The organism is Agrobacterium sp. 20P9.1.2 (assembly GCF_057799395.1).
Genome location: NZ_JBYOKI010000002.1, coordinates 195,582 through 218,229, shown reverse-complemented (window position 1 = coordinate 218,229; position 22,648 = coordinate 195,582). Strand labels below are relative to the sequence as shown.

23 protein-coding genes and 1 other annotated feature are annotated in these 22,648 nt (G+C 58.3%); of the genes, 18 read left to right on the top strand and 5 right to left on the bottom strand.

Annotated features, from left to right (window positions below):
- Nucleotides 1–123 precede the first annotated feature (123 nt).
- From paoA to paoC, 3 genes are read left to right on the top strand one after another with little or no spacing between them, the layout of a single operon-like run.
- A complete protein-coding gene (paoA, locus tag AC27VJ_RS06845) occupies nt 124–759 on the top strand; it encodes an aldehyde dehydrogenase iron-sulfur subunit PaoA (RefSeq protein WP_488683368.1) in 636 nt (211 codons plus the stop codon).
- A complete protein-coding gene (locus AC27VJ_RS06840; RefSeq protein ID WP_488683367.1) occupies nt 756–1,706 on the top strand; it encodes an FAD binding domain-containing protein in 951 nt (316 codons plus the stop codon). The genes paoA and AC27VJ_RS06840 overlap by 4 nt, the downstream gene beginning before the upstream one ends.
- A gap of 3 nt (nt 1,707–1,709) precedes the next feature.
- The gene (gene paoC, locus AC27VJ_RS06835) at nt 1,710–3,908 is read left to right on the top strand and encodes an aldehyde oxidoreductase molybdenum-binding subunit PaoC (protein ID WP_488683366.1); all 2,199 of its coding nucleotides are present in this window, start codon (nt 1,710–1,712) and stop codon (nt 3,906–3,908) included.
- A gap of 58 nt (nt 3,909–3,966) precedes the next feature.
- On the opposite strand, the gene AC27VJ_RS06830 is transcribed toward paoC, so the two are convergent.
- Nucleotides 3,967–4,338 carry a PAS domain-containing protein gene (locus AC27VJ_RS06830; RefSeq protein ID WP_488683790.1) on the bottom strand — a complete coding sequence of 124 codons (372 nt, stop codon included), beginning with the start codon at nt 4,336–4,338 and terminating at the stop codon, nt 3,967–3,969.
- 385 nt (nt 4,339–4,723) lie between these two features.
- On the bottom strand, nt 4,724–4,990 hold the full coding sequence (locus AC27VJ_RS06825; protein WP_353577728.1) for a hypothetical protein: 267 nt from the start codon (nt 4,988–4,990) through the stop codon (nt 4,724–4,726).
- Between the two features lie 226 nt (nt 4,991–5,216).
- Nucleotides 5,217–5,272, top strand: a sequence feature (sul1 is cis-regulatory element that is thought to sense ions involved in sulfur or methionine metabolism; They are found in Alphaproteobacteria).
- Between the two features lie 66 nt (nt 5,273–5,338).
- On the opposite strand from AC27VJ_RS06825, the gene AC27VJ_RS06820 reads away from it, so the two are divergent.
- Nucleotides 5,339–6,805: a SulP family inorganic anion transporter gene (locus AC27VJ_RS06820; RefSeq protein ID WP_488683365.1), complete on the top strand. Its 1,467-nt coding sequence runs from the start codon at nt 5,339–5,341 to the stop codon at nt 6,803–6,805.
- Nucleotides 6,806–6,812: 7 nt separating this feature from the next.
- Here AC27VJ_RS06820 and AC27VJ_RS06815 read toward each other — a convergent pair whose 3' ends face one another.
- A complete protein-coding gene (locus AC27VJ_RS06815; RefSeq protein ID WP_488683364.1) occupies nt 6,813–7,361 on the bottom strand; it encodes a carboxymuconolactone decarboxylase family protein in 549 nt (182 codons plus the stop codon).
- 236 nt (nt 7,362–7,597) lie between these two features.
- On the opposite strand from AC27VJ_RS06815, the gene AC27VJ_RS06810 reads away from it, so the two are divergent.
- From AC27VJ_RS06810 to AC27VJ_RS06745, 14 genes are all read left to right on the top strand, one after another.
- Nucleotides 7,598–8,275 carry an isochorismatase family protein gene (locus tag AC27VJ_RS06810; protein WP_488683363.1) on the top strand — a complete coding sequence of 226 codons (678 nt, stop codon included), beginning with the start codon at nt 7,598–7,600 and terminating at the stop codon, nt 8,273–8,275.
- A 22-nt stretch (nt 8,276–8,297) separates the two neighbouring features.
- Nucleotides 8,298–9,224 (top strand): polysaccharide deacetylase family protein, encoded by a 927-nt coding sequence (locus AC27VJ_RS06805; RefSeq protein WP_488683362.1) that lies wholly within the window; start codon nt 8,298–8,300, stop codon nt 9,222–9,224.
- Nucleotides 9,224–10,147, top strand: a complete 924-nt coding sequence (locus tag AC27VJ_RS06800; protein WP_488683361.1) for a polysaccharide deacetylase family protein — start codon at nt 9,224–9,226, stop codon at nt 10,145–10,147. The genes AC27VJ_RS06805 and AC27VJ_RS06800 overlap by 1 nt, the downstream gene beginning before the upstream one ends.
- A 37-nt stretch (nt 10,148–10,184) precedes the next feature.
- The gene (gene leuC, locus AC27VJ_RS06795; protein ID WP_488683360.1) at nt 10,185–11,591 is read left to right on the top strand and encodes a 3-isopropylmalate dehydratase large subunit; all 1,407 of its coding nucleotides are present in this window, start codon (nt 10,185–10,187) and stop codon (nt 11,589–11,591) included.
- A gap of 7 nt (nt 11,592–11,598) precedes the next feature.
- Nucleotides 11,599–12,216 carry a 3-isopropylmalate dehydratase small subunit gene (gene leuD / locus AC27VJ_RS06790; protein WP_488683359.1) on the top strand — a complete coding sequence of 206 codons (618 nt, stop codon included), beginning with the start codon at nt 11,599–11,601 and terminating at the stop codon, nt 12,214–12,216.
- 55 nt (nt 12,217–12,271) lie between these two features.
- A complete protein-coding gene (locus AC27VJ_RS06785) occupies nt 12,272–13,489 on the top strand; it encodes an ABC transporter substrate-binding protein (protein ID WP_488683358.1) in 1,218 nt (405 codons plus the stop codon).
- Between the two features lie 70 nt (nt 13,490–13,559).
- Entirely contained in the window at nt 13,560–14,429 is an 870-nt protein-coding gene (locus AC27VJ_RS06780) for a branched-chain amino acid ABC transporter permease (protein ID WP_488683357.1), read from the top strand.
- Nucleotides 14,426–15,403, top strand: a complete 978-nt coding sequence (locus tag AC27VJ_RS06775; RefSeq protein WP_488683356.1) for a branched-chain amino acid ABC transporter permease — start codon at nt 14,426–14,428, stop codon at nt 15,401–15,403. The genes AC27VJ_RS06780 and AC27VJ_RS06775 overlap by 4 nt, the downstream gene beginning before the upstream one ends.
- Nucleotides 15,396–16,136 (top strand): ABC transporter ATP-binding protein, encoded by a 741-nt coding sequence (locus AC27VJ_RS06770; RefSeq protein WP_488683355.1) that lies wholly within the window; start codon nt 15,396–15,398, stop codon nt 16,134–16,136. Before AC27VJ_RS06775 ends, AC27VJ_RS06770 begins: the two co-directional genes overlap by 8 nt.
- Entirely contained in the window at nt 16,129–16,830 is a 702-nt protein-coding gene (locus tag AC27VJ_RS06765; protein WP_488683354.1) for an ABC transporter ATP-binding protein, read from the top strand. The genes AC27VJ_RS06770 and AC27VJ_RS06765 overlap by 8 nt, the downstream gene beginning before the upstream one ends.
- Before the next feature lie 56 nt (nt 16,831–16,886).
- On the top strand, nt 16,887–17,780 hold the full coding sequence (locus AC27VJ_RS06760; RefSeq protein WP_488683353.1) for an isocitrate lyase/PEP mutase family protein: 894 nt from the start codon (nt 16,887–16,889) through the stop codon (nt 17,778–17,780).
- Between the two features lie 16 nt (nt 17,781–17,796).
- Complete coding sequence (locus AC27VJ_RS06755; RefSeq protein ID WP_488683352.1) at nt 17,797–19,197, top strand: FAD-dependent oxidoreductase; 1,401 nt, start codon at nt 17,797–17,799, stop codon at nt 19,195–19,197.
- A gap of 19 nt (nt 19,198–19,216) precedes the next feature.
- On the top strand, nt 19,217–19,993 hold the full coding sequence (locus tag AC27VJ_RS06750; protein WP_488683351.1) for an aspartate/glutamate racemase family protein: 777 nt from the start codon (nt 19,217–19,219) through the stop codon (nt 19,991–19,993).
- Complete coding sequence (locus AC27VJ_RS06745; RefSeq protein ID WP_488683350.1) at nt 19,990–20,766, top strand: aspartate/glutamate racemase family protein; 777 nt, start codon at nt 19,990–19,992, stop codon at nt 20,764–20,766. Before AC27VJ_RS06750 ends, AC27VJ_RS06745 begins: the two co-directional genes overlap by 4 nt.
- Nucleotides 20,767–20,848: 82 nt before the next feature.
- Here the strand turns inward: AC27VJ_RS06745 and AC27VJ_RS06740 are convergent, their stop codons facing one another.
- Nucleotides 20,849–21,616: a GntR family transcriptional regulator gene (locus AC27VJ_RS06740; protein ID WP_353577715.1), complete on the bottom strand. Its 768-nt coding sequence runs from the start codon at nt 21,614–21,616 to the stop codon at nt 20,849–20,851.
- 49 nt (nt 21,617–21,665) lie between these two features.
- Entirely contained in the window at nt 21,666–22,598 is a 933-nt protein-coding gene (locus AC27VJ_RS06735) for a 3-hydroxyacyl-CoA dehydrogenase NAD-binding domain-containing protein (RefSeq protein ID WP_488683349.1), read from the bottom strand.
- Nucleotides 22,599–22,648: the final 50 nt, after the last annotated feature.

Here is a 22,648-nt window from a genome sequence, read left to right as displayed (position 1 = left end):
TATGCGCCGTAACTGACAAGCGTGCTCAGAACTCGGCTGCGTTCAACTTTCCGTTCGTCCGCGGCACTTTTACCGGCCAGCCCCGTTAACCAAGCACCTCAAACAATTGAAGCGGAGTTGGATATGCAGGATAGCATCCTACTGGAACTTTCCCGACGCAACTTACTTATCTCCTCGGCTGCGACAATCGCGGCCACGGGTGTCGCCGGACAGGCGGTGGCGCAGTCTCCGGGGAGCCAGATGAACCATCATTCCAAAGTTGAATTCACCGTCAATGGTGAAAACCACATTCTTGACGTGGATAATCGCACGACATTGCTGGACGCATTGCGGGAGCATCTACATCTCACAGGCACGAAAAAGGGTTGCGACCACGGTCAGTGCGGTGCCTGCACCGTTATGGTTGACGGCAAACGGATCAACTCCTGTCTCACGCTTGCTGTCATGCATGACGGTGACGACGTAACGACCATCGAAGGGCTGGGCGCTCCCGGCAATCTGCACCCCATGCAGGCCGCTTTCGTCAAACATGATGGTTTTCAGTGTGGCTACTGTACGCCGGGGCAAATCTGTTCCTCCGTGGCGGTGCTTGAAGAGATCAAAGCCAACATTCCAAGCCACGTTACCGGTGATCTCAACAGCCCTGCACAGTTGACAGCAGCGGAAGTGCGCGAGCGTATGAGCGGTAATATCTGTCGATGCGGGGCGTACTCCAACATTCTGGATGCGATTTCAGAAGTTGGAGGGATAAGAGCATGAGAGCCTTCACTTACGAACGCGCATCTTCCGTGGAGGCCGCAGCCGGAGCTGCCGCTTCCAATCGCAACGCCAAATTCATTGCAGGCGGCACCAATCTTCTCGATCTGATGAAGCTCGAGATCGAAACGCCGACGCATCTCATCGATGTCAATGGGCTGGGCCTGGACCAGATCGAAACGACACAGGATGGTGGTCTGCGCATCGGCGCATTGGTGCGGAACACCGACCTCGCCGCCCACACAACCGTTCGCCGTGATTACGGTCTGTTGTCACGCGCGCTTGTCGCTGGGGCGTCTGGCCAATTGCGCAACAAGGCGACCACGGCTGGCAATCTCTTGCAGCGAACACGCTGTCCTTATTTCTACGATACCAACCAGCCGTGCAACAAGCGCCAGCCGGGTAGTGGCTGCTCCGCCATCGGCGGTTTCAGCCGCCAGCATGCGGTTGTTGGCGTAAGCGATGCCTGCATCGCAACGCACCCAAGCGATATGGCGATTGCCATGCGCGCGCTGGATGCAACGGTAGAGACGGTGAAGGCAGACGCTAGCCGTCGTTCCATCCCGATTGCTGATTTTCATCGGCTGCCCGGCGATACGCCGCACATCGAGACGGCTCTGGAACCGGGTGAGTTCATCACCGCCGTCGTACTGCCGCCGCCGATTGGCGGAAAGCACATCTACAAGAAGGTGAGGGACCGCGCGTCCTACGCCTTCGCGCTGATTTCAGTCGGGGCTATCATCCAACCAGATGGAACGGGACGCGTCGCTGTCGGCGGTGTTGCCCACAAGCCATGGCGCGTTGAAGCGGCGGAAGCCGATCTGCCGAAGGGCGCGCGGGGGGCGGCACAGCATATTCTTGCTGGCGCTCGCCCGACTGAAGAAAACCGGTTCAAGGTCGATCTCGTCGAGCGCACGCTTGGTGCCGTCCTGTTCGAAGCAAGGGGTTGAGTCATGAAGTTCGATAAGCCAGCAACGACCAACCCTATCGACCGTTTGAAAGTCGTCGGCAAGCCGATCCATCGCATCGATGGCGAGTTGAAGGCGACGGGCCGAGCCATGTATGCCTATGAGTGGCATGACCCCAACCTGAAATATGCCTATGGCTATCCGCTCGGCTCGGCCATTGCCAAGGGCAGGATCAAATCCATGGACGTCTCCGCAGCCAAAAAGGCTCCCGGAGTTCTATCGGTTGTCACCACTCTGGATGTCGGCAAGCTCAAAAAGGGCGAGTTTAACACCGCCAATCTTTTCGGTGGTGATGAGATCGAGCATTACCATCAGGCCATCGCCGTTGTCGTAGCTGAGACTTTTGAGCAGGCGCGTGCCGCTGCCGGTCTGATCAAGGTCGAATATGCGGAAGAAAAGGGTGCTTTCGATCTGAGTGCGCAAAAGGACGCAGCAAAGAAACCGGACGAATCCCAGAAGCCTGACACCGCCGTCGGTGATTTCGCTGCCGCGTTTTCCGCAGCGCCTGTCACGATTGACCAATCCTATACGACTCCTGACCAATCACATGCGATGATGGAGCCGCATGCCTCCATCGCTGCGTGGAATGGTGATGAAGTGACGGTGTGGACGTCCAGTCAGATGATCGATTGGTGGCGTTCCGATCTCGCCACCACATTGGGCGTCGAGAAGGATAAGATCCACCTGATGTCACCCTTTATCGGTGGCGGCTTTGGCGGCAAATTGTTTTTGCGCGTCGATGCTGTTTTGGCTGCGCTTGGCGCAAAAGAAGCTGGTCGCCCGGTGAAGGTGGCGCTACCGCGTCCCTTCATGATCAATAATGCTACGCATCGCCCAGCAACGATCCAGCGCATTCGTATTGGTACAGAGCAGGATGGAAAAATCACGGCCATCGCTCATGAAAGCTGGTCGGGTGATCTTCCCGGTGGCGTGCCGGAAACGGCTGTCAATCAGACGCGTCTTTTGTATGCCGGTGCAAACCGCATGACGGCAATGCGGCTGGCGACGCTGAACCTGCCTGAAGGCAATGCCATGCGTGCGCCGGGTGAAGCGCCGGGTCTGATGGCCTTGGAAATCGCAATCGACGAAATTGCGGAAAAAGTTGGTCTCGACCCAATCGAGTTTCGTGTCCTCAACGACACGCAGGTCGATCCCGAAAACCACGATCGGCCATTCTCCCACCGCGATCTCATCGGCTGCCTTAAGCTGGGTGCGGAACGCTTTGGTTGGAACAACCGCCCGAAGGTTGGATCAAAGCGAGAGGGCAACTGGCTGATCGGTATGGGCGTTGCCGCTGCATTCCGCGACAACCTCGTTCTGCCGTCCGCAGCGCGAGTCAAACTTGGCACGGACGGCATCATCACCGTCGAAACCGATATGACCGACATCGGCACGGGCAGTTATACGATCATCGCCCAGACGGCAGCGGAGATGATGGGTGTGGGCATCGACAAGGTCGCCGTGCAGCTAGGCGACTCCCGCTTCCCGATATCTGCGGGCTCTGGCGGCCAGTTTGGTGCGAACTCTTCGACATCAGGTGTTTACGCCGCCTGCGTGAAACTGCGGGAAGCCATCGCCCAGAAGCTCGGCTTCAATTCCGAAGATGCGGTGTTTGAAGACGGATCCGTCAAATCTGGCAATCGCGCTGTTCCGCTTGCTGAAGCAGCCGGTGCTGAGGGACTGGTTGGCGAAGACAAGATGGAATGGGGTGATCTCACCAAGACGCATCAGCAATCCACGTTCGGCGCCCACTTCGTTGAAGTCGGTGTGGATGCCGCAACAGGCGAAACACGCATCCGTCGCATGCTGGCGGTGTGTGCTGCGGGCCGCATTTTGAACCCGATAACGGCGCGCAGCCAGGTTATCGGTGCGATGACGATGGGTGCCGGTGGTGCCCTATCGGAAGAGCTTGCGGTCGATACCAAGCGTGGCTTCTTCGTCAACCACGATCTCGCCGGATATGAAGTGCCTGTTCATGCCGATATTCCACATCAGGATGTGATTTTTCTGGATGAGACAGACCCTATGTCTTCGCCCATGAAGGCGAAGGGTGTCGGAGAGCTGGGTCTCTGTGGTGTTTCGGCGGCCATTGCCAATGCGATTTACAATGCGACTGGTGTGCGTGTTCGGCACTATCCGATGACGCTCGATAAGCTCCTCGGCGGGCTGCCAGAGGTCGCCTAAGAAGATCTTTGTCGGGCCTGTCATTAGAGGCGGGCCCGACTGACACCGTTGTTGGGTATTAGTCTCTACCGAGCTTGTCTATGGGATAAATAATTCCCGAATAGATGGATGGGTTTCCGTTCGGGTCTCGGAAGCACCTCCCGAGAGCCATGACGAGTTCGAACTCATCAAGCGCATTTTGCACCCGATATTCCGCACTGTAAGGAAGACCGTCCCTGACGGCTTTGGCTATGAGCGCCGCAAGCATGGCCCTATCATCTTTATGAACTCGTTCCAGATAAGAATTGAGTGGCAGGCCGCGTATAGTCATCTCAGGCTCAAGGCCAAACAGCGCGGCTACCGCTGTGTCACCGTAGAGCCGGTCATTCTCAAGCGACCACGTATAGATTCCGGCCTCCTCATAAGCGACGGCAAGGCTCTCCACATGCATCAATCCAGTCCCCCATGCGATTGGGTGGCCCGGATCAGGCCACCAAACAGACCTTCCACTCGTATGGCAACGTGGGGTATCCCTCAACCGCAAAGCAGGCATTATCGGCTGAATTCAGGCTTGGTTGAATGCCATGGTTAATTCCAAGCGCCTGTAACGATGGTCCGGGTGTCCGCACGTATGATGCTAATCATTAGGCCCCTAACCGAAAGGACCATTCTTAGGTTCCATCTTCATAAAATATTTCGATGTGGCCTGGAACTCGTCGCAAGGGATGACGCCAGTGCGATGCGCAAATTCTAAAATGGAAAATTCAAAAAATGGCTGTCTAAGGTTTGACTAAAGAAGGGGGAGGCACCTTGCGGAGCCTCCCATGAAAATACGACTAGCGCGTAGTAACGCCGTAGATCACACGGTTGTCACCGTAGCGATATCGGCCACGGTCGTTGTCGCGCCAATCGCCACGACGGTCTCTCCAGTCGCGACCACGATCCCGGCGGTAATCCCGATCACGATAGTAACGATCATTGTCGTAGGTCCGGCTGTAGACGGTGGTCGAATAATATCCGCCGCTTCGGTAGCCACGGTCATCGACACAACCACTGAGTACGGCAACGGAAACAAAACAGATAGCAGCAGTGAAGATTTTCATGAGGGCTCTCCTTCGCGGGACGGAGATAAACGCCTATGAACTCAATTGGTTCCTCTGCGCGGCTGCTAGGAAAATCGAGGGCATTTGAGCGGATAAAACGGAGACGTTTCCCGCTAATGGCGAGTATTGCTAGGCCTGAATAAGCTGACGCTTGGCGTCTTGATGTCAAATTTTTTGAGCACCATGTTGCATCGCAGAACGGATGAGGTCATAAAAAGTCACTCACCACGGACCCGGTGAAACTCCGGGTGGCTCTTCTGGCCGCCGATCCGCCAGACAACGCAAAAGCTGCATGCCTTTTTAATGACGCCTCAAGCGCGTTCGACATGCTTTGCGAGAACTCATCACATGCTACTCACCTCTATTCGTCGGGATTGGTCTGCCAATCCCATCCGCGAAATGCTTGCCGGTGCCGTCGCGACATTCGCTTTGATCCCGGAAGTCATCGCGTTTTCCTTCGTCGCGGGCGTTGATCCTCAAGTCGGGCTTTTTGCCTCCTTCATCATTGGCATCGTCATTGCGTTTACCGGTGGCCGCCCCGCCATGATTTCGGCTGCGGCCGGATCCGTGGCGCTGGTCGCTGCGCCGCTCGTCCATACGCATGGACTACCCTATCTTTTTGCCGCCGGCCTGCTGGCGGGTGTGCTGCAAATTCTGTTCGGTCTGTTGCGGCTGGGCGTCTTGATGCGCTTCGTTTCGAAATCCGTGCGAACTGGCTTCGTCAACGCGCTTGCGATCCTCATCTTCGCGGCGCAGTTGCCGCATATTCTGGGTGGCGATTGGTTGGCCTACGGCATGCTGGCTGCCGGGCTCGTTGTCATCTACCTCGTTCCAAGACTGACGACGGCTGTTCCTTCGCCTCTGATCTGCATTCTGGTTTTGACCGCCGTTTCAGTAGGCTTCCAGCTTCCGGTCATGACCATCGCAGACCTTGGAAAACTGCCGGATTCCCTGCCGATCTTCAGCTGGCCTGCTGTTCCACTCACGCTGGACACGATCAAGATCATCGCCGGACCGGCGCTGGCCATCGCGATGGTTGGATTGCTGGAATCCATGATGACCGCGAGCGTCGTTGACGATCTGACGGGAACTCCCAGCTCCAAGAACCGCGAATGCACAGGCCTCGGCATAGCCAACACGGCGGCCAGCCTTTTCGGCGGTATTGCGGGCTGCGGGATGATCGGCCAGACCGTCAGCAACGTCAAATATGGAGGGCGCGGGCGCCTGTCGACGCTGTTTGCGGGCGCATTTCTTCTGGTGCTGATGGTGCTTTTGAAGCCCTGGGTTTCTCAAGTTCCGGTTGCTGCACTGGTCGCGATAATGGTCATGGTGTCCATCGATACGTTTGACTGGTCATCGCTCAAGACCCTCGTCGTTCATCCAAAAATATCGAGCGTGGTCATGGTCGCAACCGTCGTCGTGACGGTATTGAGCGCGAACCTCGCTTTGGGTGTCGCCGTGGGTGTGCTTCTCAGCGGCGTCTTTTTCACCTTCAAGGTTGCCCGGCTGTTGCGGGTGGAAACGGACGGGGACGAGACTGCGCGTCGTGTGACATACCGTGTGTCAGGTCAGGTCTTCTTCGCCTCGGCGGATGTCTTCGTCGATGCCTTCGATATCGAGGAAGCAACCGGTATGGCTGCTGTCATCGACGTTTCCCAGGCGCATTTTTGGGATATCACTGCCGTTGCCGCGCTTGAGAAGGTGGTGGACCGCTTCACAAAGCACGGTGTGACTGTTGATGTGCTGGGTATGAACGAAGCCAGTTCAACGCTTATCGACCAGTTGAACGGCGCGCCCAAACTGAAAGACGCTTGACGCGATCTCATGCAGACGGCGATATCGGAACTGCTGCCAGCTCCGATGCGACGGCGTCATCCACGGGCGTCTCATAGGTCATCAGAATGCCGCCGAGGACGATGTAGAAGCCGACTGTTGCGATCAGATCGAAAACCGCCTGGCGGCCTATGACCGCTGCCAGTTCGGCTTCCAGTTCTGCGGGAATGCGATGGAGGTCGAACAGGGCATCGACCGCTTTGACGAGCAAGCTATCCTCTCCATCAGGGATGGCCGCGATGGCGCTTATGCGCTCATCGGTGAAGCCTAAGGTGCGCGCCCTGCTAACGTGGTGCGCCCATTCATAATGCGAGCCAAGGCGATGCCCGGTGCGCAAAATGACCACCTCGGATCGAGCGGGGCCAAGAGCGCTTTCTTTCACAAGATGCTGTCGAAGGGGTGCCCAGCTTTGAAGAAGGGCAGGGTGGTGCGCCATGGTGCGATAGACATTCAGCTGACCAGCAAAACCGCTGCGCATCTCAATGATGGATTCGGGCCATTCCGCATCGCGGATCGGCGGGCAGGGGGATTGGGACATCGCATTTTCTCCATCATGGTAGCTCTAGTTGCTCAATTTATCAGCATTGAATCCGTTACTTGCAAGGCATCTGCACAGACAAAATGCGCCTTTAAAAAAGACATCAAATGGCTTCGAAAAGTGGCTTTACAAATGATATAAAGTGATAACAATAGAAAGAATAAAGCGTCCCCTCTGCTGAGGAAGCGGCCCGCCTGTCGGACCGTGTGGAGGGTCGCAAGACACAGGAGGCCGTCATGGAAAACTCATCGCTTACCGCGCGTCAATTGTACGAGCAGGCCAAAGCCAACCCCACGCGCAAACGATTTGGGTTCGGCCGCAAGCCGATGCTGATCAATATCGATTTGCAATGTGCTTACACGTCTCTCGGCGAGTTCGTGACGGCATATGAGACCGATCCCCGGCAGCTGGAATACGTCAATACGCTGTCCGGTCTTGCCCGCGACAAGGACCTGCCGGTGACGTGGACCTATGTGGCCTACATGGAATCGGGTGAGGACTGTGGCGTCTGGGGCACTCGCACCGACACGCCGGATTCCCTGCAGAACATCAAGGTCGGTTCGCGCAGAGCCGAGTTCGACCCGCGTCTGGAGATCGATCACGTCAAGGACATCGTCATGAACAAGCGCATGGCGTCGCCCTTCCACGAAACGAATCTTCAGTCGCTGATGGTCTGGCACCAGTGCGATACGGTCGTCCTGACCGGTGGCTCGACATCCGGCTGCATCCGCGCCTGCGTCGTGGATTCCATTTCGCGCGGCTACCGGGTCATCGTTCCCGAGGAGTGCGTGGCCGACAAGCATGAGAGCCCGCATTTCGCCAATCTCTACGACATTTCGGTGAAGTATGGCGACGTGATCCCTGTCTCGGATGCCATCGCTTGGTACGAGGCCTATCAGCCGGAGGTGCGCTGAGATGGCTGACGAGGCGAGTGCAATGAAATCGGACCTCGGGCTTTATGATTATCTGCCCTGGCCCAACCGTCCGAAGATCGTCTGGCCCGGCAACAAGAAGATTGCCGTCTGGATCGCGCCCAACATCGAGTTCTACGAATACAATCCGCCGAACAATCCCACCCGCACGCCATGGGCGCGGCCTAACCCGGATGTTCTGCAATATTCTCATCGCGATTACGGCAACCGCGCCGGTTGGCAGCGGATGATGGCGGCGATGGACAGGGCCGGTTTTCGCGGCTCCGTCTCGCTCAATGTTGCCCTGTGCGATCACCATCCCGAGATCATCAAGGCCTGTGCGGATCGTGGCTGGGAGTTCTTCTCTCACGGCATCTACAACACGCGTTATGTCTATAATCTCGATATCGAGCAGGAACGCGCGATCATCCGCGACGCTTTCGACACGGTGCGTAAACACACCGGTCAGGAGCTGGCGGGATGGCTTTCGCCTGCATTGTCCAATAATTTCTGGACGATGGATATTCTCTCGGAAGCGGGGATTCAGTACACCTGCGACATGTTCCATGACGACCAGCCGATGCCGGTCAAGGTGAAGTCCGGCAAGCTGATTTCCATGCCGTACTCGCTCGAGATGAACGACGTCATCGTTTACAACAGCCAGAAGGTCACGCCTCGCCACTACGGTGAGATCATCAAGCGGCAGTTCGATCAGCTTTACAAGGAAGGCGATGAAAGCGGCACGGTCATGTGCATTCCGCTGCATCCTTATCTCGTCGGTCAGCCACACCGCATCGACGCCTTTGCCGAAGCCATCGAATATATCGCCAGCCATGACGGTGTTTGGCAGACGACAGGCCGTGAGATCGCAGCTGCCTATCACGCCACCGGTGCCTATGACGCCATGAGCGCCGCCATGGTCACCCACAATTCCGGGAAGGGAGCGCGTTGATGTCTATGCCTGAAGACTATCTCAACTATCCCGCCCGTCGTTATGGCATGGACCATGATCGCTACGAGTGGAGCGACCTGTTTGCCCGCAAGCCGATCTCGTGGCCCGATGGTGCGCGTATCGCGCTATCCATCGTCACACACGTCCAGCATTTTCCGCTTGATATGCCCTCGAAGCCGTTCAAGGCGCCGGGCGCTTTGTCGATGCCTTACCCGGATTTTCGCTATTATACGAACCGTGACTACGGCAATCGCATCGGCATTTTCCGCATCCTTAAGCTGCTTGCGGAAAAGGAGCTGGAAGCCAGCTTTGCGATCAATGGCGTTATTGCGGCGCGTTATCCCGCGCTTATCGACGCTGTGGTGCGGGGCGGGCATGAAATCATTGCCCACGGTCTGGATATGGGCAAGGTCCATCACTCCGGCCTTGGCGAAGACGAAGAGAATACCATCATTGCCGAGGCCCTGAGCCTGCTGCGCGACGCGAGCGGACAGAAGGTCGAGGGTTGGCTCTCGCCCGGTCGCGCGCAGGGCTTCAATACGCCCGATCTTTTGGCGCGCAACGGTGTTGCCTATAGCCTGGACTGGGCAAACGACGATCTTCCCTACGAGATGCAGACGAAAAACGGTTCTCTGCTCGCCATGCCCATGGCCTATGAGACGGATGACCGTGTCGTGGCCGATGAGTATTTCCAGTCGGAAGCCGAATGGGTGCAGCAGGTCAAGGACCGCTTCGACGTGCTGTACCGTGAAAGTGCGCAGTATGGCGGTCGCGTCATGAGCTTGCCTTTGCATAGCTGGGTGTCTGGCATGCCCTATCGCGTCGAATATCTGCGCGAAGCGCTCGATTACATTCTGTCGCATGAGGGTGTGTGGAACGCACCCGCGGGTGACATTTGCGCGGCGTTTCGTGCTGCTGGCTAAAGCCGAACGTCGAGCCGAATAACAGGAAGACAAGGTCATGGCGCAAGCAGTCGCACCGCGCACAATGTTGGGCAAGATCTGGGATGAGCACGAGATATTGCGCCATCCGGCTGGCCCGTCTTTGCTTTACATCGACCGCGACATGATTCACGAAGGCAGCTTCCATGCCTTTGCCGATCTCAAGCGGCGGGGCCTGAAGCCTCGGCGTCCGCAGCAAATCTTCGGTGTTGCCGATCATTATGTGCCGACGCTGGGCCGAAAATCGAGCGATGCGGCAAGCCCGGCAATCGCCCACATGATCGACACTTTCGATGAAAACATGGAATGGGGCGGCGTGCGCCATTTCGGCATATCGAGCCGGGAACAGGGCATCGTGCATGTGATGGCGCCGGAGCAGGGTATTACTTTGCCGGGCCTCACTATCGTCTGTTCCGACAGCCACACATCGACGCAAGGGGCGCTGGGTGCCATCGCCTTCGGTATCGGCCAATCCGAAAACGCGCATGTTCTGGCTACCCAGACGCTGTGGCAGTCTCGCCCTAAGACTATGCGGGTGACGATTGACGGCTTGCTGGGGCAGGGCGTGACCGCCAAGGACGTTATGCTGGCGCTGATCGCCAAGATTGGTGCGGCGGGTGCCGGTGGCCACGCCATCGAATTTACCGGGCAGGTGGTGCGGGATCTTTCCATCGAGGGACGGCTGACGCTCTGTAATATGTCCATCGAGGCTGCGGCCCGCTTCGGCATGGTTGCGGCGGATGAAACGACATTCGCTTACGTCAAGGGCCGTCATTTCGCGCCATCGGAGCAGGAGTGGGACGGCGCGGTTGCCCATTGGCGCACGCTTGCCAGCGATAGCGATGCCTTTTTCGATGCCGACGTTTCCTTGAACGCTGCGGATATCGCGCCGATGGTAACGTGGGGCACCAGCCCGGAAGATGCCGTTTCGATCAATGGACGCGTTCCCGATCCATCGACATTCGATAGCGCCGAAAAGCGCAAGGCGGTGACGAAGTCGCTGGAATATATGGAGCTTGCGCCCGGCACACCCCTGGATGGTCTGAAGCTGCACAAGGTCTTCATCGGCTCCTGCACCAACAGCCGGATCGAAGATTTGCGGGCGGCGGCCTCCATTCTCAAAGGCCGGAAAGCGATGATACCCGCGATCGTCGTGCCGGGATCGACACAGGTGAAGGCGCAGGCGGAAGCGGAGGGCATTGCCCGCACCTTCCTTGAAGCAGGTTTCGAGTGGCGCGAGTCAGGCTGCTCCATGTGCGCGGCGATCAATGGCGACGTGGTTGGTCCCGGTGAACGTTGTGCCTCCACGTCGAACCGCAATTTCGTCGGTCGTCAGGGCCCGGGCGCGCGCACCCATCTTGTCAGTCCGGCCATGGCCGCCGCTGCCGCTATCAGCGGCTGTCTGACCGACGTGCGAAGGATGTAAGGGCAAAATGATGAAAGCATTCATTCGCGAAACATCCACAGCAGTAGCGATCCCCGGTGTGAACTGCGATACGGACCAGATCATTCCCGGACGTTTTTTGAAGGCAGACCGCGCGCAGGGATATGGTCAGTTCCTGTTCCACGACATCCGTCGCGACGAACAGAAAGAACTGGACCCATCGTTTCCGCTGAACAAGCCGGGTGCCGATGCCGCGACCATCCTTCTAGTGGAGGATAACTTTGGTTGCGGATCTTCTCGAGAGGGTGCGGTTTACGCCTTGGTGGATCACGGCATCCGGGCGGTCATCGGGCCGAGCTTCGGCGATATCTTCTTCAACAACGCCCTTAAAAATGGGCTCGTGCCAGTTCGCCTGTCCGTAGATCATTGCGAAGCGCTAGCGGATCACCTCAACCGTTTTCCTGACTTGGAGGTCACGGTCGATCTGGAGGCTGCCGAGCTGATCCTGCCGGGTAATCTCGGCACGCACCCCATCACCATCGATCCCTTCGCGCGCGACTGTATCTTACGCGGTCTGGACGAGATCGAGATGACATTCACTTTCATGGAGCAGATCACCGCCTTCGAAACGGATCGAATGGCGTCGCATTCCTGGCTGGGCCGTTGACGGGCGGACCAGCGAGTTTCTTTTGCCGTCTCATAAAAAAACTGGGAGCATAAAAATGACATTCAAAATCGAACGACGCGACCTTTTAAAGGTCTCTGGAGCGCTAGCCGTCAGCCTGGCTGCGCCATCTATTCTGCGCGCGCAGACACCCACCATCAAGGTTGGCGTCATCGAACCACTGACAGGCAACCTTGCCTATAACGGCACGCAGAGTGCTGCCGGTGCAAAGTTTGCCGCAGAAGCCATCAATGCCGCAGGCGGCATCAAGTCCATGGGCGGCGCCAAGATCGAACTCGTCGTGGTGGACGCGCAGAGCCGCCCGGAAGCCGCCGCCGCCGCTGTCGATACGCTGATTCAGGCAGACGCCTGCGCCTTCACCGGCGCAACGGCATCTGCGCTCGGCCTTGCGTCTTCGCAGGCAGCAGCAAAGTACAATCTCGCTCAGGTCTTCTCCATCGGCACCGCCGAAACTGTCGTAACGCGCGGCCTGCCCAACGTTTTCCGCTTCACGCCGGGCGTCAACAAATGCACCAGCGTTGCGCTTGAAAACCTCAAGCTGCTCAATGCAGGCGCTGGCAATTCCATCAAGACAGCGGCCATCGTCCACGAAGATGGTCCTTTCGGCTCCAATATGGCAAAAATCCTGGCCGAACAGCTGCCGAAGCAGGGCATCGAGGTGGTCGAGACCATCTCGCACCCAACACCGCAGCGTGACTTTTCCAACATCGCGCTCCGCGTCAAGGCATCGAAGGCCGATATCCTCATTCCGTCGAACTACATCAATGAATACACATTGATGGCGCGTGCGCTGAACCAGCAGCGTGTTGAACTCAAAGCCATCTACTCCATCCTCGGCGGCGCGGCATCCAACATCAAGTTCGTTCGCGAGAACAAGGAAGTCGCCCAATATGTGATGGACTGCAATCACTGGTACGATCCGTCCAAGGACCTGTCCAAGGCGCTCGCCGCCAGCGTTGCTGCTGCCAAGCTCGACCTGACCTATGACGTGATGGTGTCCTATGCGACGATACAGGTCATCGCTTACGCTCTGGAGCGTGGCGCTTCGGCTGATCGCCAGAAGATGATCGAAGCTCTGGCCGCATCGACCTTCGACAAGTCCATCATGCCTTACGGTCCGACGAAGTTCGTCAATGGTGACAATGTCAACTCGCAGCCGGTGAACACGCAGATCCGTGGCGACAAGATCGAACTGGTCTTCCCGAAGGAATATGCCACCGCAGAAGCGGTCTTCCCGATCCCTGCCAAAAACTGACACGGTCTCGCCCCCAACGGACGCCAATGTCCCTGGGGGCGCTCTTCAAACGACAGAGAGGCGAGCCCTGATGTCAAGTCTGATCTTACCTGCCGTGTTGAGCGGCCTGATGATGGGAGCTGTCTATGCGCTGGTGGCGCTGGGCCTCACCCTCATTTATGGCGTGCTCCACATCATCAACTTTGCGCATGGCAGCCTGTTGATGCTGGCGCTTTACGCCGTCTATTTCCTGTACTTCTATTTCGGCGTCGATCCCTATCTCGCCATTCCCATCGTTCTTCCGGTCTTCTTCGCGCTCGGTTACGTGTTGCAGCGTTTCCTGATTGCGCCGATGAGCAGCGGCTCGGAACAGAATGTGCTTCTCATCACGCTTGCCGTGTCGATGATCGTCGACAATCTGGCGCTCTACTTCTGGACGTCTAATACCCGCACGGCGGATATCGCCTATGCCTATGACACGGTCGAGGTGCTGGGCGCATACCTGCCGCTTGGTCGTGTGATCGCCTTCGGTGCCGCGCTCGCCGTCGCACCGCTCCTCTGGTGCTTCATGGCCTATACGCGCACAGGCTCTGCAATTCGCGCGGTGGCGATTGAAAAGCGTGGGGCCGAACTCGTCGGTATCGACGTCAACCACACCTATGCCATCTGTTTCGGTATCGGCACGGCCTGTGTGGCGCTCGCTGCCTGCCTGTTGCTGCCGACATTCTATATCACGCCGCAGGTTGGTTACACTTTCGTCCTCGTCGCCTTCACCACGGTGGTGCTGGGTGGAATGGGCAGCTTGCTGGGCGCGCTCGTCGCAGGTCTGCTTCTTGGCGTCATCGAGTCTCTCTGCGGTCTCTTCCTTGGCGAAAGCCTTGGCCAGATCGGCATCTTCCTCGCCTTCATCCTTATCCTTCTCTTCAAACCGTCAGGGCTTCTCGGGAGGGCAAGGACATGAGACCTCAATCCATCGGGCAGATCGCCCTCATTGCGGCGGCTCTCGCCTATCTCTTCGGCGTCTATTTCGCGTCCTCTCCGGTGTGGATGGGCTTTACCATCAACGCGTTGATCGTCGCGGTCGTCGCCCTGTCGTGGAACATCACCGGCGGCTTCGGTGGCATGTCGTCCTTCGGTCACGCCGCACTTTACGGCACCGGTGCCTATGCCTCGGCCATCCTTCAGGTGCAGTACGGCGTCAATGCATGGGTCGGTTTTGGTGCTGGCATTCTTGCGGGTGCCGCCATGGGTGCCTTCATCGGCGCCCTGGCGTTTCGTTATGGCCTCAAGGGCTCCTATTTTGCGCTCGTCACCCTGGCCTTTGCCGAAGTGCTGCGCATCTGCGCTTCCTCCTTCGATTTCACCGGCGGCGGCAGCGGGCTGCAATTGAAGCTGGTTCCCGGCGTTGCCAACCTGCAATTCAATGACCGTGCCATCGCCTACACCGCTCTCTTGGTGGTGGTGGGATTGGTCATGGCGCTGACGGCTCTCATCAAATATTCCCGTTTCGGTGCCTATCTCATCGCCGTCAGGGAAAACGAGGATGCAGCCCGCGCGCTGGGTATCGACACTTACAAGATCAAGGTGCAGGCCATGGCGATCTCCGGCGCCTTCGGGGGGCTAGCCGGTGTTCTCTATCTCCAGCTCTGGCTCTTCATCGACAGCAACGTGGTCTATGGCAGCGCCGTTTCCATCGAAGCGCTGATCGGTCCGATCATCGGCGGTGCCGGGACGATCTGGGGCCCGCTGCTCGGCACACTCGGCCTGCATCTCCTCGGAGAAGGTGCCAAACATCTGCTGCCCAATGCGCCGGGTCTGAACTTCGTGCTTTACGCGATTGTGCTGATCTGCGCGCTGCGCTTCCTGCCCAATGGTCTTGTTGGCCTTGCGGGTAAGCTCGGCACCTTCAAGAAGAAGGAGGACGACAATGCTTGAAGTCCGTAATCTTTCCAAAAGCTTCGGTGGCTTGAAGGCCGTCACGGACGCTTCGCTCGATGTGCCGGAAGGCTCCATCGTCGGACTTCTCGGCCCTAACGGCGCAGGCAAGACGACCTGCTTCACCATGATTGCCGGTTTTACCAAGGCTGATGAAGGCACGGTGCGCTTTCAGGGCAAGGACATCACCGGCCTTGCGCCGCACAGCATCTGCGCGCTGGGTATGATCCGCACCTTCCAGATCGTCCAGCCCTTTGCCGGGCTGACGGTTCAGGAAAACATCGCTGTCGGTGCCTATCTCCACCACCACGACCGCCGCGAAGCCATGTCGGTGGCGCGGGATGTGGGTAAGCGGCTCGGCATGGGCGCGATGCTTGATCGCTCCGCCTCTTCGCTGACCATTGCGGGTCGCAAACGGCTTGAGCTTGCGCGTGCGCTGGCAACCGGTGCGAAGTTGCTGCTGCTCGATGAAGTCATGGCGGGCCTGATACCCTCTGAAATCACCGAGATCGTCGGCATTATCAGAAAAATCCGCGAGGAAGGGCACACCTTCCTGATGATCGAACACGTCATGCAGGCGGTGATGCAGCTTGCCGAAACGGCCTATGTGCTGAACCAGGGCAAGATGATTGCTCACGGTACGCCGCGCGAACTCGTCAAGGACCCGTCCGTGGTGGAAGCCTATCTCGGCCACGGTGCCGCAGCCCGCCTGCAGGAGGAAAACCATGCTTGATATCAAGGGTATCTGCGCAGGCTACGGCTCGATGAGCGTGCTGCAAGGCATCGATATGCGGGTCGACAATGGCGAAATCGTCGCTTTGTTGGGCTCGAACGGCGTGGGCAAGACGACGCTCAACAACGTCATTTCCGGCTTCATCAAGCCAAGTGCGGGATCGATCTCCTTCAAGGGCGTGACGATAACCGGCAAAAACGCGCGTGACATCGTGGCGCTTGGCATCGCCCATGTGCCGGAAGGGCGAAAGGTTTTTCCGAACCTTTCGGTCGGCGAAAATCTGAAGCTCGGTGCGTTTCGCCGTGCCAGCAAAAACACCAAACAGAATTTCGAGCGCATCTGCGAAATCTTCCCAAGGCTTCGCGAACGCATGAACCAGCTTGCAGGCACACTGTCTGGCGGTGAGCAGCAGATGCTGGCCATCGGTCGCGGCATGATGTCGGAGCCGGAACTGCTCATTCTGGATGAGCCGTCGCTCGGCCTGTCCCCCATCATGGTCGAAGAAATGTTCGGTCTGATCACCAAGATCAATGCCGATGGTGTTGCCGTGTTGCTGGTGGAGCAGAATGTCATGCAGTCGCTGGGTGTCGCCAAGCGCGCCTATGTCATCGAGCAGGGCCGCTTCGTCATGCAGGGAGAGGCCGCAACACTGCTGGCCGATCCACAGTTGCGCCAAGCCTATCTCGGAATGTGAGCCACGGCCCCGGATGGAGTGAGCCGGGGCCAATTTACAGAGAAATGGAGAATACAATGTCCCTTACACGTACCCAACGTCTGCGGCAGCTGCTGGCAGGCGAACGAGCCCTCATGGCTCCTGGCGTGGTCGATGCCATGTATGCCCGCCTTGTGACCGAAGCCGGTTTTGACGCCATGTATATGACCGGTGCTGGCACCTCTGCCACGCGCCTTGGCTACCCGGATGTCGGTCTGCTGACGATGACGGAGATGGTTGATAATGCCACCCGCATCGCCGACGCATCCGACATTCCGCTGATTGCCGATGCCGACAATGGTTTCGGCGGTCCGCTCAACGTGCGCCGTGCCATTCAGCTTTATGAGCGTGGCGGCGTGGCTGCGGTGCATCTGGAAGACCAGGTCCTGCCGAAGCGCTGTGGCCATCTGGCAGGCAAGCAGATCGTTTCAGCCGAAGATATGGTGGCGAAGGTCAAGGCGGCCGTGGATGCACGTATCGACGAGAATTTCGTCGTCATCGCCCGCACGGATGCGTTGGCGCTGCTTGGCCGCAATGCCGCTTTCGACCGTGCGGAAATGTACCGCGAGGCTGGTGCCGATGTTATCTTCATTGAAAGCCCCGGCCCGGATGACTTGCCGCATATCGCCCCGCGCTTCCCCGGCATTCCGCTGCTCTACAACATGGCGACTTCGGGCAAGACACCGTTCCTGACGCGGTCGGAAATCGAGGCGCTAGGCTTCAAGCTCATTATCTATCCGAACTGGCTGCTGCTTTCGGCCTGTGAGGCTGCACGTAAAACGCTTCAGGTTCTCAAGACGGAAGAGACCATCGCTTCGGTCGCGCCCAACGTCATGAACTTCAAGGAGTTCTTCGATATGGCGCGGATGCCTGAAATTCAGGAACTGGAAGCGCGCTACGGCACGCCGGAAGCAAGCCGCACTAGCTACTGAGCAGGAGATTTGAGCCATGGCAGTGCTATCTGCGGAAGGCGTGACGTTCGATTTTGAAATGCCGGTCGTGGTCGTCGGGGCAGGGGCCTGCGGTCTGGTCGCAGCCCTTGCGGCCCATGATGCGGGCCAAGAGGTCATGGTGCTGGAGAGGGACGAGAACCCGACGGGCTCTACCTCGCTGTCCGCCGGGCTCATTCCGGCTCCCTGCACCCGGTTGCAGAAAGAGGCCGGTATCGAGGACAGCCCCGAACTCTTCGCGCAAGACCTCGTCGCCAAGACCCATGACCACACGCCCCATGATATGGCGCTGGTCGCGGCACAAACCGCAGGTCCGATGATCGACTGGTTGATGGACACGCATAATGTGGAATTCGAACTGGTTACGGGGTTCACCTATCCCGGCCATTCGCGCCTTCGCATGCATGGCCCAAAAAGCCGCACCGGTGCGGACTTGGAACAGTCGCTTCTTTCTGCCGTGTCCAACGCCGATATCGATGTCGTTACAAATGCGTCCGTCGAAAACCTTTATGTGGATGCGTCTGGTCGCGTAACCGGCGTCCGTTTTCGTCGACCGGATGGCGCGTTGGAAATGTTGGGTTGCAAGGCGCTCGTTCTCGCCTCTTGCGGTTTCGCTGGCGATGTTGCCCTGGTGCAGAAATACATCCCGGAAATTGCCGATGCCGAGCGCTGCGGTCACCTCTCCAACACGGGTGATGCGGTGAAATGGGGCGCCCAGATCGGCGCGGCGCTGGCCGACATGGGAGCCTATCAAGGTCATGGATCGGTCGCGCACCCGCATGCCTTGCCATTAACATGGGCCGTCATCACCAAGGGCGGCATTCTTCTCAACACGCAAGGCCAGCGCTTTTCCAACGAGATGCGTGGCTATTCCGAACATGCCGCAGAAGTCGCCGCGCAGCCGGACCATATCGCGTGGGACATCTATGATGCCAGGGGCGATGAGGCCGGGATGGGCTTTTACGATTACCGTGAAATCCGCAAGCTGGGTGCCATCAAGACGGCAAACAGTCTGGAAGAACTTGCCACGGTGACAGGGCTTCCTCTTTCCGCCATCCGCGAAGAGTTCGAAGCCATCGAAACATCCGCACGCACCGGCGAGCCAGACCGCTTTGGTCGCAGCTTTACGCAGGATCAGGTGCTCAGCGCCCCCTATTATGCGGTTAAGGTCAACGGTGCGCTGTTCCACACGCAGGGCGGGCTGGTGATCGATGCCGAGGCGCGGGTGCTGCGCGAAGATGGCACTGTTTTGCCGAACCTTTTGGCAGGCGGCGGCGCGGCGCGGGGCGTATCTGGCGATTCCAATTACGGTTACCTGTCCGGCAACGGCCTTTTGACGGCGACCAGCTTTGGCCGTTTGGCTGGCATCACGGCTGCGCGGATTGCTGCTGAAAGCTAATCACAATTAGGAGGAGGACATGATGAAGAAGGTTATTGTCATCGTACCGTTTCCCATGGGGCAGGACGATCTGGCTCGCAGGCAAGCGCAGATGAAAGCCGTCGATCTCGGCCCGGGCATCGAGTTTCACTATCGTTCCGTGCGGGTGGGCCCAAAGAACTACTCGAGCCAGCACGATATGGCGCTCGCCGATTTCTCGATCCTCGATGCCGGTCTTGACGCCGAGAAGGAAGGCTTCGACGCCGTCTGCATCGACACCATGTCGGATAGCGGCATGTCGATGCTGCGCTCGGTTCTGACTATTCCGGTCATTGCGCCGGGACGTCATTCCATGCTGATGGCGCAGATGCTGGGTGACAAGTTCTCGATCCTGATGATGTGGGATCGCTGGAAAATGCTCTACACCAAGACGCTGGGCGAGCTTGGCATGGAGCATAAATGTGCTTCGATGCGCTCGATTGGGGTGACACCTGACAATAAGAGCCTGCTTGCCGGCAAGGAAGATGAAGTCTTCCCGCTTCTGCTGGACGCGGCGAAAAAATGCGTCAAAGAGGATGGCGCGCAGGTGCTGATCCTCGGCTCCACCACGATGCATGAGGCGCACTCCTGGCTCTCCGCCCGTATCGGCGTTCCTGTCATCAACCCAGGTCCGCTGACCTACAAGCTGGCATCGATTGCGCTCGACCTGAACCTCACCCACAGCAAGGCGACTTGGCCGACCCCGCTGTCTCCCAAGCATGACATGATCCGTGCCATCGGCGCTGCCGGTGCGGCCTATCTGGAGGGTAACCAATGATCCGCATTCTCGTCATCGTTCCCTTCGCGCTGGATGAAGAAGGTGTGCGCAATCGCCAAGCGCAATCGCAATACGTGCCCCTGCCTGCGGATTGGGAGCTGACCTATCGCCCCGTCACCTGTGGCCCAACATCCTTCATGTCTCCGCATGACTGGGGGCTGATGGACCTCGCCATCTTCGAGGCCGGGTGCAAGGCGCAAGACGAAGGCTTTGACGCCGTTTGCATCGACACGATGTCGGACAGCGGCATGGTCATGCTGCGCTCGATCCTCTCCATTCCCGTCATCGGCGCGGGCAAGGCTTCGATGCTGTACGCGCTGACGCTCGGTGGCAAATTCTCGGTACTGGCGCAGTGGGAACCCGCTTTGCCGCGATACCGCAAGGCCATCCGCGAATATGGTTTCGACCGTCAATGCGCCTCGGTGCGCAGTTTCGATCAGCCGCCGGATTTTTCCAACCTCTTGGGCGGCAAGGAAGACAGTGTTTTCCCACGCATGCGCGACGTTGCCATGCGCTGTATCGAGGAAGACGGAGCGGAGGTCATATGCCTGGGATCAACGACCATGCATCAGGCCGGCGAATATCTCGCCGCGAACCTGCCGGTGCCGGTGGTTAATCCCGGTCCTCTTACCTACAAGCTGGTCGAGACCTTTCTCGCGCTTGGCCTCACCCACGGCAGAGATGTCTATCCGCCACCGGTCGAGCCGCGGCTGGATATGCTGCACGCCATGATGAAGGCGGGAGCCGTTTCGGAGAATGCAGCAAAGGGCTGAGCGATAGGTTCAGAGCTGCTGATGTCATAGTTTAGAGGAAGGCCGCATCCGATGTGCGGCCTTTTCTTTGACGCGAAGACGATCAATTCCCTAGCGAGAAATCCTTGCCATCTTCCCGCTTCAGCGAGACGCGGTACTCATAGCGGTCAGCCCGGTAGAAAATTTCTGCTACATAGAACGGCTTCAGATCGGCGTTGAAGAACACGCGGTTGACCAGCATCAGCGGCGCGCCGATAGGAATTTCCAGATGCTTAGCGGCGTAATCATCGGCAAGCGTGGCCGTCAGGGTCTGTTCAACCTGTTCCACCACCACACCGGTTTTCTGGACCAGATCGATCATATTGGTGGTCGCCAGGTCCTGACGGTTCAGTGTTTGGCCGATCTCTGGCAGGAGATACGCGATCGACAGCGAGTAGGGGCGCCGGTCGAGGGAGCGGATGCGAACGGCCCGTATCAGTTCTGTGGTCGGTGGGACGCCCATCTGCTCGCAGATGCGCGGTGGCGCTTCACCGAGATCGAGGCTGACCACTTTCAGCCTCGTGTTTTTGCCCACCGTGTTGAGGTAGCTGAACAGGCTGTTGATATTTGAAACGACCACGCGGTTGAGTTTGTTTTCCTTTGAGCGGTCGGTGACATAGGTTCCGCGTCCGCGCGTGCGCGTCACCAGACCCTCCGCCGTCAACATTTCCATGGCCTTGCGGATGGTAATGCGGCTGACGGAAAAGCTTTCGGAAAGCTCCGCTTCACTCGGAACCGGTACGTCGATGGGGTAATAGCCCTTGACGATACGTTCGCGCATGACCGCATAAACGCGATGATAAAGCGGGGTCGGGGAATGTCGTTCGGCCATATATGCGTGGATCCATAGAGATGAGAAAAAAGGATGTGAGCGAAGCTCGTTAGACGCGGCGACCTTTTAATGCGCGCTGTACGGCAATTAGCCCGTCATCGCGCATCGCCTCCAGTTCGGACATGTTCCTGCCGCGTGTTTCCGAGCTGATGCCGTCGACGAGTTTTTCTCGCGTTGCTGCATCGAGGCGTGGCGAGCCAAGGTCCTGCCAACGGCGTTCCTGGCTGGGCCCGAGATGCGAAAGATAATGTGCGATACCGCCTGCGCCGCCGCCGAGATGATATGCCATATGCGAACCGACGACGGACCAGCGAAGGCCAGGGCCGTAGACGAGAGCTGCATCGATATCCTCGACCTCGGCAATGTCTTCCGCCACCATATTGACCGCCTCCCGCCAGAGCGCCGAAGACAGGCGATTGGCAATGTGGCCCACTGCTTCCCGTTTCAATCTGACCGGATGGCGATCCAGCGTGCGATAGAAAGACGCCGCAGCCTCAACGCGGTTGCGATCACTGCCATAGAGTTCGACCAGTGGCATCAGATGCGGTGGGTTGAAGGGATGCGCTGTGATGAGCCGTGACGGATCGGTCATGTCTGCACTCAGCTCCGACCAGACCAGCGATGAGGTGCTGGAGGCGATGGTGATCCCCTCCGGGGCGTAGGTTTCTATCGCAGTGTAAAGTTCACGTTTCAGCGGCACGTTTTCCGGGGCGTTCTCTTGAACCCAGATTGCGTCGGATAGGGTGTCTGCAAGGTTTTCCGTCAAACGGAGCTGGCCCGGCGCAGGCACGGTTTGGGCCACCTCCGCAATCTGCGCCATTGCCGCATCGATGCGAACAGCGACGTGATCGCGGTCAGCAACGGCGGGCTCGAACAGTGCCACGTCATATCCATAGGCCAGAAAAAGCGCAGACCAACTCGTCCCGATCAGTCCGCCGCCGATCACCGCTATCGTTTCGCGACCGCGCCCCGCATCACTCATTTGCTCCGCCCAAAACCGTTTCTGCTTCTGAACGAACAATCTCATAGCGG